At 54.9% G+C, this 16,201-nt stretch carries 12 protein-coding genes; 3 read left to right on the forward strand and 9 right to left on the reverse strand.

Translation table 11 applies throughout. The features are described from left to right. Positions 1 to 27: 27 nt before the first annotated feature. The 6 genes from KP806_RS12260 to KP806_RS12285 all read right to left on the reverse strand — a co-directional run bounded on the left by KP806_RS12260 (position 28) and on the right by KP806_RS12285 (position 6,633). Positions 28 to 306 (reverse strand): DUF6171 family protein, encoded by a 279-nt coding sequence (locus KP806_RS12260; protein WP_224723931.1) that lies wholly within the window; start codon positions 304 to 306, stop codon positions 28 to 30. Next, positions 306 to 1,841: a glycoside hydrolase family 43 protein gene (locus tag KP806_RS12265; protein ID WP_224723932.1), complete on the reverse strand. Its 1,536-nt coding sequence runs from the start codon at positions 1,839 to 1,841 to the stop codon at positions 306 to 308. Before KP806_RS12265 ends, KP806_RS12260 begins: the two co-directional genes overlap by 1 nt. Then, on the reverse strand, positions 1,841 to 3,331 hold the full coding sequence (locus KP806_RS12270) for an alpha-N-arabinofuranosidase (protein WP_224723933.1): 1,491 nt from the start codon (positions 3,329 to 3,331) through the stop codon (positions 1,841 to 1,843). The genes KP806_RS12265 and KP806_RS12270 overlap by 1 nt, the downstream gene beginning before the upstream one ends. A 51-nt stretch (positions 3,332 to 3,382) precedes the next feature. Further along, positions 3,383 to 4,243, reverse strand: coding sequence for a carbohydrate ABC transporter permease (locus KP806_RS12275; RefSeq protein ID WP_224723934.1), 861 nt, complete (start codon positions 4,241 to 4,243; stop codon positions 3,383 to 3,385). 16 nt (positions 4,244 to 4,259) lie between these two features. Next, positions 4,260 to 5,165, reverse strand: coding sequence for a carbohydrate ABC transporter permease (locus KP806_RS12280; RefSeq protein WP_224723936.1), 906 nt, complete (start codon positions 5,163 to 5,165; stop codon positions 4,260 to 4,262). 112 nt (positions 5,166 to 5,277) lie between these two features. Then, a complete protein-coding gene (locus KP806_RS12285; RefSeq protein ID WP_224723937.1) occupies positions 5,278 to 6,633 on the reverse strand; it encodes a sugar ABC transporter substrate-binding protein in 1,356 nt (451 codons plus the stop codon). 374 nt (positions 6,634 to 7,007) lie between these two features. Here KP806_RS12285 and KP806_RS12290 point away from each other — a divergent pair, with 374 nt between their 5' ends. Next, a complete protein-coding gene (locus tag KP806_RS12290) occupies positions 7,008 to 7,931 on the forward strand; it encodes an ArsR/SmtB family transcription factor (RefSeq protein ID WP_224723938.1) in 924 nt (307 codons plus the stop codon). 137 nt (positions 7,932 to 8,068) lie between these two features. Next, a complete protein-coding gene (locus KP806_RS12295) occupies positions 8,069 to 9,178 on the forward strand; it encodes an AbrB family transcriptional regulator (protein WP_224723942.1) in 1,110 nt (369 codons plus the stop codon). A gap of 76 nt (positions 9,179 to 9,254) precedes the next feature. On the opposite strand, the gene KP806_RS12300 is transcribed toward KP806_RS12295, so the two are convergent. Further along, entirely contained in the window at positions 9,255 to 11,189 is a 1,935-nt protein-coding gene (locus tag KP806_RS12300) for a glycoside hydrolase family 127 protein (protein ID WP_224723944.1), read from the reverse strand. Between the two features lie 121 nt (positions 11,190 to 11,310). Here KP806_RS12300 and KP806_RS12305 point away from each other — a divergent pair, with 121 nt between their 5' ends. Next, the gene (locus tag KP806_RS12305; RefSeq protein WP_224723945.1) at positions 11,311 to 12,162 is read left to right on the forward strand and encodes an AraC family transcriptional regulator; all 852 of its coding nucleotides are present in this window, start codon (positions 11,311 to 11,313) and stop codon (positions 12,160 to 12,162) included. Between the two features lie 87 nt (positions 12,163 to 12,249). On the opposite strand, the gene ppdK is transcribed toward KP806_RS12305, so the two are convergent. Next, positions 12,250 to 14,910: a pyruvate, phosphate dikinase gene (gene ppdK, locus KP806_RS12310; protein WP_224723947.1), complete on the reverse strand. Its 2,661-nt coding sequence runs from the start codon at positions 14,908 to 14,910 to the stop codon at positions 12,250 to 12,252. 57 nt (positions 14,911 to 14,967) lie between these two features. After that, entirely contained in the window at positions 14,968 to 16,020 is a 1,053-nt protein-coding gene (gap, locus tag KP806_RS12315; protein WP_224723949.1) for a type I glyceraldehyde-3-phosphate dehydrogenase, read from the reverse strand. Between the last annotated feature and the right edge of the window lie 181 nt (positions 16,021 to 16,201).

Genomic DNA, 16,201 nt, shown 5'->3' on the forward strand with positions numbered 1-16,201 from the left:
TCAAAAAAAATGATATTGCCGCCTGCGCTACACCTGCGTCCAACGGCCGCCGCCAGGCAGCGGGCAGCTCTTCTCCCGCAGCTTCGCCGCCACACGAACGATGCAGCCGCACGCCATACAGGTGACGCCGTCCGCAAGCTTCTCGCACGCTCTGCAGGCGGCAAGACGCGATTCGTACACGTCATCCGGCACAAGACGTTCCGGCTCGGAACCGAACGCGGCCAGCGCCCGCTCGATCTGCCGTTCCGTTACGCGGTATTGGTCGCCGCAGCCCCGGCAGCCGCGCACGGCTTCCTCGCGCAGCATCAAGCCGCGCCTCCGGCTTCAGCCGTCGTATTCGCCGAAGCGGACGAGACCTGCTCCGGGTCTGGCCGCCTTGCACCCCATAAGGAGACGCCCTTCTTCGACAGGACGGTGAACGTGACCGTCCACGCCCCCGCGGCGTAATCCCACGACCGGAGCCAATAGCCGTCGTACGTGTCGCCGTCCACGGTAAGGCGAAGGCCTGCTTCCCCGGTTAACGCCCATTCCCCGCTCGCTGCGCCGGTCACGGTGCCGTCCGGCTCGAGCCGGATCGCTGCCGACTCCTTCAGCTCGGCCGAAATGTCTTTTCCGTGGTTCACCAGTTCATAATCGCCTGCAACCGCGTCTTTCTCGGCTTTCCTGAGCGTTTCGCCGGCATAACGGAATGGCGCGACGACAGGCCAGCCTTCCTCGTTCAGGAAAAACTGATGCACCCGAATCTCGTGCTTCTCCCCGCTGTTCGGAAAGCGCGAATGGAAGAACAAATAATAATTCCCGTTCGCTTCATCGTAGTAAGCCGAATTGTGCCCGGGCGACACGTAGCCGGCTTCGCGTCCCGCTTCCGCCGGATCGTTCCACAGATGGCCCCCCATCAGCTTCGTTCCGAACGGCTCGATCGACCGGTCGTCGAACAGCGGCAGCGCCGGATCCGCCTTCGCCTCGAGCATGTCGTTTTCTTCCGCGTCAACGAACGGACCGTCCGGATTTTTCGACCGCGCGACGCGTATGTTGTAGCCGCCGGCCGCATCAAGCCCGCCGAACGACAGGAACAGGTAGTAATAGTCCGTATCCGGACTGTACAGCATATACGGGCCTTCAATCCGGCTGTGGTTGCCGCCAAGCAGCTTCTTGCCGTACCCTTGGTCCGGCAGCGGCTTGCCTGTGTTCTCGTCCATCTCCAGAATGAAAATGCCGCCCGAATACGAGCCGTACACCATCCACAGCTTACCGTCCTTGTCGAAGAAGACGTGCGGGTCGACGACGTTCGGATGAATCGCAGCGTCGTAAACCTCGCCATCCTCGCTTGGCTCGCCCCACATGCCGGATTTAAGAATAATGCCGAGATCCTTATACGGCCCTTCGATGTCATCCGCCACCGCTATGCCCATCGCCGAGAGCGGCGAGTCGCCGCGGCATGCGTTATAGTACATATAATATTTGCCGTCCGGCAGCCGGATGACGTCCGCCGCCCAAAGCGTGTCGGTCTGCGCCCATTCGAACGTTTCGCGCAGTTCCTCCGTCACGTTCGGAATAAGCGGGTTGCCGTCGGCTGCGCCGGACGCGACAAGCTCCCAGCTCAGCAAATCTTTTGACTTAGCCGCCGCCAGATGCGAGCCGAACACATAATACGTGCCGTCTTCCGCCCGGATGACGGACGGATCGTGCACGGACGCTTCCCCGAACACCGGTGTAACCTCCTCTTCATTGCCGGCTCCGCCGGACCCGGCATCACTGCAGCCGGTGAGCAGCAGCGAAGCCGCCAAGGCCGCGCCGATCCCCGCACGCAGCCCGCGGTACCATTCCGCCCTGCGCGCCATTATGCTTTCGGCGTCAGCCGCACAACCGCTACCGATGCCGGCGGCAGCTTCACAGACAACGTGCCGTCCTCCCAGCGCGCTTCGTCGAATGAACGCTGCGCGACCCGATCGGGCCGATCGAACGTATTGTGCGCGTGAATATCGTCCGCCGCGAGGATCGAGCCTTTCGCCGTATAGCCGCCAGCCGAACCGCGCAGCTCGACGTTCAGGTCGGCCGCTTTCGCCGGGTCGAGGTTCGCCAGGCTGACGCTGATGACACCGTCCTTGACCGATGCGGATACCGTCGCCTGCGGAAGCTTCTTGCCATTCCCCTCGTATTCGCCGAACGAGCCGTGGGTCGCAAGCGCTTCGCCGTCCTGGTGCACCTTGAACATTTCGAGTACATGGTAGGTCGGCGTAAGAAGCATTTTGTCTCCTTCCGTCAGGATGACCGCTTGCAGCACGTTGACCATCTGTGCGAGGTTCGCCATATGGACCCGGTCACAGTGCTTGTGGAACACATGCAGGTGAATCGCCGCGACAAGCGCGTCGCGCATCGTGTTCTGCTGGTAAAGGAAGCCCGGATTCGTGCCCGGCTCCGTCAGGAACCACGTGCCCCATTCGTCGACGATCAGGCCGACGCGCTTCTCCGGATCGTACTGGTCCATAATCGTGCTGTGGCGCGTAATCAATTCATCCATATAAAAAGCCTTGGCCATCGTCTCCGCCCAGTCTAGCTCATCAAAATGAAGCGCAGGCTTCTTCTCCTCCCAGCTGCCCGGGATCGTATAATAATGAAGGCTGAGGCCGTCCATCAGATGGCCCGCTTTGCGCATAAGCACTTCCGTCCAGCGATAGTCGGCGATGTTCGCGCCGCCGGCGATCTTGTAAAGGCGATTGTCGCCGTATTGCCGGACGTATGTCTGATAATTGCGGTACAGATCCGCATAATATTCCGGATGCATGCTGCCGCCGCAGCCCCAGTTCTCGTTCCCGACGCCAAAATATTTCAGCTTCCACGGCTGCTCGCGGCCGTTCTCCTTCCGCCAGTTCGCCATCGGCGACTCGCCGCCGAATGTCATGTACTCGACCCACTCGCTCATTTCCTGCACCGTGCCGCTGCCGACGTTGCCGCAAATGTACGGCTCCGCATCAAGCAGCTCGCATAGCTGGAAAAACTCGTGCGTGCCGAAATGGTTGTTCTCCACGACGCCGCCCCAATGCGTGTTGACCATCCGCTTCCGCGATTCGCGCGGGCCGACGCCGTCCTTCCAATGGTACTCATCCGCGAAGCAGCCGCCCGGCCAGCGGAGGTTCGGGATGTTCAGCTTGCGCAGCGCTTCAAGCACGTCGTTACGGATGCCTTTCGTATTCGGGATCGGCGAATCTTCGCCTACCCATAGCCCTTCATAAATGCAGCGGCCCAAATGCTCCGCGAAATGTCCATAGATATGACGGTTAATCGAGCCAACCGTCCAGTCGGCGTGTACGACTACCTTGTGTGTGGTCATCGTGTGGTTTGTCTCCTTTTTTTATCTAGTAAGCAGCAGTGAAAAATGTTCCTATCCTTTGATGCCCGTCAAGGCGATGCCTTCAATGAAAAACCGCTGCGCGAACGCGAACAGAATCAGCGTCGGCACAAGCGCGACGACCGCGCCGGCCATAATTAGCGTCCATTCCGTCACGTAGTAGGACGAGAAGGAAGCAAGCTCGAGTTGAAGCGTATATTTCTCCGGTGAATTCAAGTAAATGAGCGGTCCCAGGTAATCGTTGTAGCCCGCATTGAAAGACAGAATGCCTTGCGTAATGATGGCCGGTTTCGTAAGCGGAATAATGATTTTCATAAAAATGCCGAACGGGTTCATCCCGTCGATCTTCGCCGCGTCCTCGAGTTCGTCGGGGAGCTGCTTAATGAATTGGCGCAGGAAAAAAATCGTCATCGGCGCGCCGAACATGCCCGGAATGATAAGCGGCTTCCAGCTGTCCGTCCAGCCGAACGACTTGAACATAATGAAAGCCGGAATCATCATGACCGCGCCCGGAATAACCATCGTGCCGACGAGCGTCATGAACAGCTTGTCACGCCCAGGGAAGCGCAGCTTCGCGAATGCATAGGCGGACAGCGCGCAGACGAGCAGGCCGATCACAAGCGTTGGAATGACAACGATCATCGTATTGAAGAAACCTCGAATCATATGCGCATCCGTAAAAATTAACTTGTAGTTCTCCCAGGCGATCGTCGACGGTATCCACTGCGGCGGATACGAGAACACTTCGCCTTCCGGCTTGAGCGACGTCGACAGCATCCAGAGGAACGGCACTGCCATGACGATGCCGCCGGCGATCAGCAGCAGGTAGACGACCGTTTTGGCAAGCACATCGCTTGTTTTTTCTTTTCGTGCGGTTGTCGTTTGCGTACTCATTGATTCGTATCCCCCCTTAGTTGTAGTGGACCCACCGCTTGGACAGCAGGAAGTTGATCAAAATGACAAGCATGATGATGACGCCGATAAACCAGGCGATCGCGGACGCGTAGCCCATCTCGCTGTACTCGAACGCCACGGTATACAAGTAGTACACGATCGTAGTTGTCGAGTAGTTCGGCCCCCCGCCTGTAAGCAGCTGGAAGCGCGGGAAATCCTGCAGCGCGCCGATGAGCGACGTGATCAGAATGAAGAACGTCACCGGCGAAATGCCCGGAATCGTAATATGGATGAACTTGTTCCATCCGTTTGCGCCGTCGACCGTCGCCGCTTCGTACAGGGACGATGGAACGTTGCCGAGCGCCGCGAGGTACAGGATGATGCTGACGCCCATGCCGCCCCAGATGCCTTGGATGATGATGGCGATCATTGCCCATTTCTCGTCGACAAGCCATGCCGGCGGGTTTAGGCCGATCACACTTAAGTAGTAGTTGAGCAAGCCGAAGTCGGCATTAAAGATCCATTGCCAGATCATCGCGAGCGCGACCATCGAGCAGATCGTCGGCAGGAAAAACAGCATCCGGAAGAAGTTTCTTCCGCGCAGCTTCCGGTCGAGGAGCATCGCGACGATCAGCGCGACGATCATGCCGATCGGCACGCCAAGCGCCGCGTAGAACGTGTTCCACAGCGTCTTCCAGACGAGCGGATCGTTCGTGAGCGCGCGATTGTAGTTCTCGATGCCCGTGAACTCGGCAGGCTGACCGAAGCTAAACGTCGTAAGGCTCATATAGAGCGAATTCACAAGCGGATAAAGCAAAAATACGAGCACGCCGATGAACGGCGGTGCGATAAATAGGAACCCCCACCACATCTCGCTGCGGTAGAGCGACTTTCGCTTCACCGTCTTGGTTCTGGCATTCATCAGGGCTGGCCCCCTTCTAATTTGTTCCGCCAAGCGTAAACCTCCTTATCTTTTAAAAAGGAGGCGCAACGCGTACGCGCGAGGCGTCCGCGCTGCACTCTCTCGTTATGGATTACTGAAAGAGCTCCGGATTGCCTTCCTTCAGGTCTTTCTCGATCTGCGGCTTCAGCTTTGTGAAGAAATCGGCCGCCGATTCTTTGCCGGTCCAGAACTTGCTGAGATTTTGGTTCAGCGTATCGAGCCATTTGCCGTTCGGCAGGTAAGTCCACGGACCCGGCTGCTGGCCTTCGCCCGCCTTGACGAACACTTCCGGATGCTCCGGCTTCTGGCCAGGCTGCGTATACACTTCGTCATCGGACATCGATTTGAAGTTCGGAATTTGGAAGCCAAGCTCCGTCATTTTCGTCTGGCCTTCGATACCCGCGAAAAATTCAACCAGCTTGAACGCTTCGACCGGATGCTTCGACTTCGCGTTGACGCCGAGGCCGACCGAACCGGACCAGCCGTTTGTCCACGTCCCGTTGCCCGACGGAATCGGCGCGACATCCCAATCGAATTTCAGCTTGCGGTACGTCGGCACCATCCAGCGCCCGCCCGTAATCGTTGCGAGCTTGCCCGCTTCGAACATCTGGCCGTCGTTCATCGATTGCAGCGCGCGGGAATCCGGAATAACTTTGTGCGTAGTAGTCAGATCATAGATGAATTGCAGCGCATCGGCAGCGGCCGGCTCGTTCAGCACGAACTGCTTGCGGTCTTCGCTCAGCAATGCTCCGCCGTTGCCCCAGACAAAGCCTTCCCACCAGACCGGGCCTGCTCCGTAGATATCGGTTTTGCCGTCGCCGTTCTCGTCGACCGTCAGTTTTTTCCACATTTCAAGCGTTTGTTCCCAATTCATCGGCGTTTCGGCGCTCGGGTAAGGAACACCCAGCTTGTCGAAAATGTCTTTGTTATAGTACATAACCGTCGGTCCGATATCTTTCGGCAGCGCGTAGTAGCCGCCTGTGCCCGTAATTTTGCCGTCGTAACGGTAGCGGTTCAGGCCGCCTTCCCACATGTCGGCCAGGTCCAGCTTGTCGCTCGACTCCACATGCTCCGTAATGTCGAGGAACGCCCCCTGCTTCACCCAGCGCGGGAAGTCGCCGTCGCTCGTGAAGATGACGTCAGGCGCCGAGTTGCCGGCAATCATCGTATTCATCTTCGTCGTATAATCGTTTGGAATATGAATGAATTTGACCTTGATGTTCGGATTCGCTTTCTGGAATTCATCGAGCACCGCTTCGAACACTTTACGCTCATCCGGTGCGCCCCACGACGAGATGGAGATTTCCACTTTCTCGGCCGGCGTCTTTTCGCCTCCGTTCGCTGCGTTGTTACCTGACGAAGCGTTGCTGCCCGCATTGTTGCCGCCGCACGCTGTAATGGTCAGCGCGGTCATAAGGGTGAGGATCATAATCGAACCTTTTCTCATCTGTTATAAAACCTCCTCGTTATTGGTAAAGCGAATGACAAGCCCCCATAATAGCGTTTACATATTCCTTCCGAAAAAATGCGTCCTCCCTTCCAAAATTTACAGCAGATGCTTGCAAACGGTAACAATTATGCCAGCATACGATAGCCGTCTACATTGTTTACATAAGTGTGAAGTATTTCGTAGTTGCCTGTTATATTTAGCATGTTAAAACGCATGATCGTTTTTGTCAACGATTTTTTATTAAGTATTTCACATTTATATTAAGTTCTTTATAGAATTAATCAAAAATTTAATCATCCATGTATGCTCTTGTCAAATGTCAAGTAGATAAGGTATATTTAATATAAAAATGAACTATTGGAAGAGGTCGCATGGAGACAATCGTATCGGAGAACAATCTCCCCTTATTCGAAGCATTGGCCAGCAACGTCCGAATCAAGATCATCGAGCTGCTCGGACAGGAGCCGATGATCATGAAAGACTTGGCCTCCGCGCTCGGACTCAGCAATTCAATCATTACGATGCACGTCAAGAAGCTTGAGCGGGCCGACTTGGTCCGCACGGAAATGATACCCGGCAAAGGAGCTTCGCAAAAGCTTTGCACCCTGGTTGCCGACCGGATTGAGCTCGTGTTCCCTAGCAAAGGGCTCATTCCGCGCAACTTCCATATTACAAACATCTCGATCGGCCATTTCACCGACTTCGACGTCAAGCCGACATGCGGTCTGGCGTCCAAGTACAAGATTATCGGCGGGGGCTTCGACGATCCGCGTTACTTCCTTGACCCGGAACGCGTCGACGCGAAAATTTTGTGGTTTTCGAAAGGCTATATCTCGTACAAAATTCCAAACTACCTGATGCCCGATGAAGATCCCGAGGAGCTCGAAATTACGATGGAGCTCGCCTCCGAAGCCCCGCTTTCCAACGAACATTGGCCGTCCGACATTTCGTTCTCGTTCAACGGCTTCCCGATCGGCAAATGGACCAGCCCCGGCGACTTCGGCGGCACGCGCGGCAAATATACGCCGGAGTGGTGGAACATCGAGATGAACCAATACGGCCTGCTTGTCCATATCCGGATCAACGCTGACGGCACGTTCATCGAAGGAACGAAGGTTTCCGACTACACGATCGACGATGTGGACATTAACCGGCTGCAGTGGGAGCTCAAGCTCGAAGTGAAGGAAGACGCGAAGAACATCGGCGGGCTGACGATCTACGGAGCCGGCTTCGGCAACTACTACCAGGACATCGTCAGCAAGCTCACGTACATTGATCGAAAAAATGCGAAATAATCGTTTGCAATGAGAGACAACCCGCGGTGCGCGGGCTGTCTCTTTTTGTGATGATTACAGAAAATGAATACCTTCAGCACAAAACTTGAAATCGCAGTTTCCGCACATTACAATTTTCACAACAGGAGTGATTGTACATGCGTTTTCTTTTAAGTCTGGGCGTTTCCCTATCGGGCGGACTGATATTTACATTCTTACATATCCCCATCTCTTGGCTGCTTGGTCCAATGCTGTTTATGCTGCTCGGATCCCAAGTATTCAAGCTGCAGCTGATGTGGCCGACGCCCGTCCGGGATTACGGCATTTTGATCATTGGTTATGCTATTGGCTTGACCATGACGGAAGAGGCGCTGCAGGGCATCTTGTTTCAGCTTCCGATGATGCTGCTCATGTCCCTGCTGCTGGTTGGTTTATGTGCGCTGATTGCTTACGCGGCATCCAAAGCAACCGATTTCGACTTTCCTTCGCTGCTCGTCGGCAGCGTTCCCGGAGGTCTCTCCCAGATGGTAACCCTGGCTGACGAGATGAAGCCGATCAATCTGACACTGGTCACCTTTTTACAGGTCATTCGGCTGATCATGATTGTGTTTTGTGTGCCGATTCTGCTGTACAGCCCATGGATTGGCGGAAACTTTCATGCTTCGGGCATTGCGGCTGAAGCTCAGGACATTGGCCCCTCCTGGTCAGGGCTCTTTCCCGATATGCTGTTCTATGCGCCGCTCTGCATATTGGGAGCCTGGATCGCCCGCAAGCTTCATTTTCCGACTGCGTCTATGCTCGGCCCGATGCTGGTCATGGGCATCGTCCAGTGGACGGCTGCGGCACCTCCGCCCGAGCTGCCTGTCACGCTGCTGAATATATCCCAGCTTATGATTGGAAGTCATGTGGGTTTGATGCTGCGGCCGCAGCAGCTGCAGCGCAAAAAACAGACGATCACGCTCGCGCTGCTAAGCAGTATGCTGCTTATAACCGGATCCGTCGGGCTAAGTTATTTTTTATCAAAAGTGTTTTCTCTCTCGGCGGCTACCTCGCTGCTCAGTATGGCTCCCGGCGGAATGGATCAGATGAGCATCATGGCGCACGCAATAGGTGCCGACCTCTCGATCGTATCGGGATACCAGCTGTTCCGGATTCTTTTTATTTTTTTCGTCGTATCCCCTTTATTGAAAATGATCCTTACCCGCATGTTGAAGAGATCGCCGGACCGGCAACCCGCGCTTCCTTCGACGGCTCGTCCGAAGACATGACAAAAAAGAGCATCCTGCCGGCTTTCGCCCGGGGATGCTCTTTGTACTTATTTTAATTAGCGAAATGACGAATGGATCAGTATCGCAGCCAGACGCTCATCTCGCCAGGCTTGCGATTGCCCCATAAATAATAAGGAATGGCTTTGAAACGAACTGGCTTCTTCTGATTGCCTAGCGGTTGATAAGGCTTATCCTCCGGCCATTCGAATTCATCCGACGCCAGTCCGTCGCCTTCCACAACGACGCAGCCGCCAAGCAAATCGAAAACCAGCCGGTCCGTCAAGTTCGGTTCCTCGGCTAATGAAAGGGAAGCAAGCGGCGCACCGTTATCCGTCTCTTCGACGCAGTACACAAGCGGTCCGCGTTGGATGGCCGCTTTGCCGGCATTCGCCCGCATTAACGGGTGGGCTGCGATAAGCTTCGATGCCAGCGGCAATAGCCACTCCGCCGTATCGCCATCCGACCATTCCCGCTCGACTCTCGCATACCCGTTTTCCACGCGATAATCGTGCGTTGCTCCGTTCACTTTTAATACGGGAAGACCGCTTTGGAACCAGTCGGGTATTCGCAGCGCAAGCTCAAAGGCGGCGATGTCCTTGTCCGAAACCGAAATCAAAAATTCGACTCTGCCGCTCCAAGGCAATTCGGAGCTTTGGCGCAGCGTTACCTTACGGTTCGCGGTTTCAAAGCCGACTTCGCTGCCAATAAACAGATGGGTATACACCGTCCTGCCCTGATCGGACACGTCATAAATATAATCGCTCAGCGAGCTTAGCAAACGGGCAACGTTCGGCGGGCAGCAGGAGCAGCCGAACCACTTCTGACGAACCGGCTTCACATGAAACTTATCCGGATTTTTGCTGCTTGCGTCCGGCCAAACCTCAAGCGGATTCACATAGAAAAAATGCTTGCCGTCCTTGGACATGCTTCCGAGCACGTTGTTGTATAACGCTCTTTCCATCACATCCGCGTAATTGCTTTTTGCTTCAATCTGCAGCATTCTGCGCGCCCAAAAAATCAAACCGATCGAAGCGCAGGTTTCCGCATAAACCGTATCGTTTGGCAAATCGTAGTCGAACGTAAAAGCTTCGCCAAGATGAGTCGCACCGATACCTCCGGTAATGTACATCTGCTTGCGGGTCGTATTGTCCCATAACCTCTCGCAAGCTTCGCGCAGCTTGCCGTCACCGGTAATCCTCGCCAGATCCGCCATTGCAGTGTACATATAGACGGCTCGAACGGAATGGCCGACAGCTACAGATTGTTCACGTACAGGTAGATGACACTGATAAACCTCAAGATTGGGCGTACCTTGCGACCAAATGCTTGTTCTGCCGCGGCGCTCCCATTCTTCAATGAAATAGTTGGGTTTGCTTCCCCGCTCGTCAATGAAGTAGCTGCTCAGCTTCAAATAACGTTCTTCACCTGTCACTTTGTGCAGCTTCACCAGTGCAAGCTCGATCTCTTGATGACCGCAATACGCCCGGATTTGGCCGGGCTCCGCTCCAAAGAGGCTATCGATAAGATCGGCAAAGCGGCAAGCAATGTCCAACAGCTTGCGCTTGCCCGTGGTTTCGTAATAAGCGACCGCAGCTTCGATCAAATGGCCTGCGCAATAAAGCTCGTGAGCTTCGTAGAGATTGGTCCACTGCTTCCCCGGTTCTTTGATCGAGAAATAGGTATTTAAGTATCCGTTCTCATGCTGCGCTTGGCCGATCAGGTCGATCGCGCCGTCGGCCGTCTTCTCCAGCTCGGGATTCGGATGATGACGAAGCGAATAGGCGACCGCTTCCAGCCATTTATACAGATCGCTGTCCTGAAAGATCCAGCCTCCAAATTCCCCTTCCTCCAGCCCTGCGGCAATCCGGAAATTTCGAATCGCGTAACTTGGCTCCGCACCCTCTATCCGATCATTCAAAGCTTCCCATTGATAAGGGATGACGGTCTGGCGTACCAATTCCGTATAGTCCTCCCAGAAGTCGTCCCGAATGCAGGTTTGCGTGTTATTCATTTGGAATATCCTCCTATAGAATTTGACTCTTAATGAGTTCAATTATATGCTGTATTCTAGCGATAAAATAGAAATGGATTGAACCTTTTTTTATAATAAATAACACAACTGGAGGTATACATTGAGCGAAGATACGATGATCGAATTAAAGACACCTCCTTTGCCCTACTATTTGGGATCGGGCCGCTCGGACTTCCAAATCGGCGACAATCACCCGAATCGAAAAAATCTCGGCATATATGATTTATTGATCGTCATTAAGGGAGAACTTCATATTGGAGAGAACGGCCGGCAATGGACGTTAACGGAGGGAGATACACTGCTTCTGATTCCGGACGGGGAGCATTATTCGGTTAAGCCCTGCGATCAGGATACCTCGTTTTACTGGGTTCATTTCGAGCATACGGTTTGGCGGGAAAGTTTTGTTAAATCCGAATCGCTCAGAGCTCTCTTCTCGTCACGGCCTTTCATCAATCCCTACACCCTGCGCCTGCCGAAGCAGACCCGGCTGTCCAACCTCGAGGGAGCATTCGATCTAATGCAGCAGCTGCTGGATCTGCCGATTGATTCTTCCTTCTGGGAGGAACAACGGCTGCTTGCCCAATTACTCGCCATGCTGGAAAGAGGCTCGAGCCGCACCGGCTCTGTGGCAGCCCGATTGGCAGAACAAGCGGCAGCCTACATTCAAAAGAACTATAAGGAAAAGATCACCAATGAAGCATTAGCGGCAGCCCTGCATTTTCACCCTAATTACATTGTTCGATGTATGAAATCCAAGTATGGCCGCACGCCTATCGAGTATTTGCTCGATTACCGGCTGGAACGGGCAAAACGCCTGCTCGTCACTACGGAATGGTCGATTGAACGCATAGCTGAAGAGGTTGGATTCCGTTATTCTCCTTACTTCTCATCGTGTTTTAAACAAAGCGTCGGTTTAACTCCTCTTAAATTCCGGAAGCAGTATTTGAATTGACGGGAATGCCTACTTGAGAAAAACAATAAACGGAGCCCGCTAACTCGCGTGGCTCCGTTTGTGTGTCAGGATTAGGGTCTGTCTTGATTATCCGGCAGAAAATTCAATATTTTGACTATGCTCGATTTGCGCCTGCGCAGCAGCGATTCTCGCCATCGGGATCCGATAGGGCGAGCAGCTTACATAATGGAGGCCGGCGCGGTGACAGAAGGCGATCGATTCCTTGTCTCCGCCATGCTCTCCGCATATTCCCGTTTTTAAACCCGGTTTGCGGGCGCGTCCGTTCATCATCGCCAGTTCGATCAGCTGGCCTACTCCTTCTCCGTCCAGAACTTCAAACGGGTTGCGGGGGAGCAGCTTCTGCTCCAGGTAATTAGGCAGGAACTTCCCTTCCGCATCGTCGCGGCTGTAGCCGAAGGTCATTTGGGTCAGGTCGTTTGTGCCGAACGAGAAGAAATCCGCATAGGCGGCTATTTTCCCGGCAGTAAGTGCGGCCCGCGGCACTTCGATCATCGTACCGACCTTATAGCCGCATTCCTTCCGTTTCTCATCGCCCAGCACCTGCTCTGCAATCTCGTCGACACGCTCCCTGAGCAGCTTCAGCTCGTTCGCATCGCTGACCAGCGGAATCATGATGTCCGGACTGACGCGAATCCCCGCTTCCAGACACCGCAAAGCCGCTTTAAAAATAGCCTCGATCTGCATATCATAAATCTCGGGATGCACGATCCCCAGCCGGCAGCCGCGATGGCCAAGCATCGGGTTGATCTCGTGAAGCGACTTGACCTTGCGGATAAGCCGACTGTATTGACTGCGCTCGATGTCGTTGTCTGCAGCTTCGAACTTGGCGTGAAGCTCCTCCAGCTTGGGAAGGAACTCGTGCAGCGGCGGATCGAGCAGACGGATCGTAACCGGCCTTCCTTCCATCGCACGGAAAATCCCCTCAAAATCGTCCCGCTGCATCGGCAGCAGTTCATCGAGTGCAGCCTGACGTTCTTGCCCGGTGTCTGCCAAAATCATCCTCTGCATAACCGGCAGACGGCTTGGTGCGAAAAACATATGCTCCGTCCGGCACAGCCCTATCCCCTCTGCTCCGAAGCGGCGCGCGGTTAAAGCATCGTCAGGATTGTCGGCATTGGCATAGACTTGAAGGGCGCGAATGTCATCCGCCCACTGGAGAATACGGAGCAGCTCTTCCGTAACCTGCGCCTCTTTCAAAGGAATACATCCCCTAATGACCCGGCCGCTCGCACCGTCCAAGGTGATCCAATCTCCTTCGCTTATCGCGCCCCCTCCGGCGGACAGCTTCCGCTGCTCCTCATCGATTGAAAGGCTTTCGCAGCCGCAGACGCACGGCTTGCCCATCCCCCGCGCCACCACGGCAGCGTGGCTCGTCATTCCGCCTCGCGCCGTCAGCACCCCCTCGGAGGCAAGCACGCCATGAATATCCTCCGGGGTCGTCTCGGAACGCACGAGAATGACCGGCTTTCCCTCTTTCCGCCAAGCGGCGGCTGTGTCGGCGTCCAAGGCAACCATCCCGGTTGCAGCCCCCGGCGACGCGGGAAGACCTACAGCCAGAACGTCGCGAATGGCGGATTCGTCCAGTCCGCGATGAAGAAGCTGATCGAGATGGGAAACCTCAATGCGCATCAGAGCCTCTTCGCGGCTGATCACGCCCTCCGCCACAAAATCGGCGGCGAGCTTCAGCGCGGCCTGTGCCGTTCTTTTGCCGTTTCTTGTTTGCAGAATGTAAAGCTTTCCGTTTTCTACGGTAAATTCAATGTCCTGCATGTCCTTATAATGGCGCTCGAGCTTCTCGCATACGCTTTTCAGCTGCTTGTAAACCTCGGGCATTTCGTCTCGCAACGCCCCGATCGATTGCGGCGTCCGGACTCCCGCGACCACATCCTCGCCTTGAGCATTGATCAGGTATTCCCCGTACAGGATACTCTCACCGTCAGACGGATTTCGGGTGAACACAACGCCGGTTCCGCAGTTATCGCCCCGGTTGCCGAATACCATGCTCTGTACGTTTACCGCAGTCCCTTGATCGTCCGGAATCCGGTTAAGCTGCCGATAGATTTGGGCCCGCTGGTTGTTCCAAGACTTGAAGACGGCCTCAATAGCAAGCGCGAGCTGCTCCTGCACATTCTGCGGAAACTCCCGATTCGCAAAACGGAGGACACATTGTTTATAATCCTCGATGAGCCTGCGCCATCCATCCGCCGGAACATCACGGTCCAGCTCGATCCCAAGTCCTGCCTTCAGACGGTGCAGAAGCCGCTCGAACTGAATGGACTCCACGCCGAGCACGACATTGCCGAACATCTGAATCAGCCGGCGATAGCAGTCATAGGCAAACGGCTCGTTCCCCGAAAGGCTCGCCAGCCCCCGTACCGTCTCGTCGTTCAGACCAAGGTTCAATATGGTATCCATCATCCCCGGCATCGAGGTGACCGAGCCGGAGCGGACCGACACAAGCAGGGGGCTCAAAGGTTCTCCAAAACGCTGGCCCTTCTCTACCTCCAAACCTCTCAACGCTTCCTGAACCTGACGCTGCAGCTCCGCCGGAACCCGATAACCCGCCCGAAAGAATGTGTGATACGCCTCAGTAGTGATCGTGAAGCCCGGAGGCACGGGCAAACCGGCCCTTGTCATTTCAGCCAGGTTGGCCCCTTTCCCTCCAAGCAGAGCTTTCATTCCCGCATGCCCTTCCGTGAATGCATATACCAGCTTGGCATTGCCCATTACTTTACTACCTCCTTGAACATTCTCTTCGTTTCCGCGCATTCCGGGTTAGAGCATTCAGACAGCTTGAGTCGTCCATGGTTCTCCCTGCCGCTTAAGCCGATGCTCGGCTGCCGCAATATATTGTGCAAAATCGAATACTCTGCAGGCATAAGCCCATTCATTGTCATACCAAGCCAGCAATTTAACCTGATTGTCGCGAATCATAAGACTAAGACCGTCGACCACCGCCGACTTCTCGTTACCGATGTAGTCGGAGGAAACGAGCGGCAGCTCATTGTACGCCAGATAGGCCCCCATTCCGCCTTTCACGGCCGCTTCGAAAGCCTCCTTCACTTCTGCGGGCTGAACGTTCCGGCCTAGCACGACCTGAAGATCCAGCAGCGATACATCCGGTGTCGGAACCCGGACGGATAGCCCGTTTACGTGCGAGGCCAAGTGCGGAAGCACCTCCGCCAAAGCCTTCGAAACGCCTGAATTCGTCGGAACGATCGAGTTCGTGCATGCCCGGGCCCGGCGCAAATCCTTATGCGGGTTATCGAGGTGGTTCTGATCATTGGTGAAAGCATGCACGGTAGTCATCCACCCTTCCTTCACCCCAAAGGCACTGTCCAAAACTTGAAGCACCGGAGCCAGACAGTTCGTCGTACAAGAGGCCGCCGAGAGCAGATGATGCGTTGCGGGATCGTAAAGCTTCTCATTGACCCCCATAACGACGGTGAGATCCAGCTCCTTCCCCGGCGCTGTCAGCAAAGCTTTGTGAGCGCCCCGCTGCAAGTGCTTACTGAGGGATGCGCGGTCGGTAAACTTCCCGGTCGCATCGATGACAAGCTGGACGCCATAGTTCTGCCACGCGATTTTCTCGGGATCCCTTTCCGAAATAACGGGCACCAGCCGGCCGTCAATGAGCAGCCCGTCCGATTCGGCTTGAACCTCCGCATCCCACTTGCCGTGAACGGTGTCATACTGAAGCAGATGCGCCAAGGTGGGCAAAGGACACGTGGAGTTGATGACCACCGTTTCGCACGGTGAGCCCTCTTGCGAGAACGCCCTGCGCAGGTACAACCTTCCGATCCTGCCAGTACCGCTAAGACCAACTTTCAAATCCACACACCTCCTCGATTTATTACGCTTTTATTATATATATGATGTACTATTGGTTTCAATATGTAATTATGGAATAATTATGACGTATTTATTAACTATTTGAGACGTTCTATTTTCATAAAAAAACCGCCTGCCCAAAATCGATTTTGCAGTTAAGAAAGTATTGGTAAGGTGAAATGCCGAT

It is taken from the genome of Paenibacillus vietnamensis (assembly GCF_020169515.1).
GTDB lineage: Bacteria > Bacillota > Bacilli > Paenibacillales > Paenibacillaceae > Pristimantibacillus > Pristimantibacillus vietnamensis.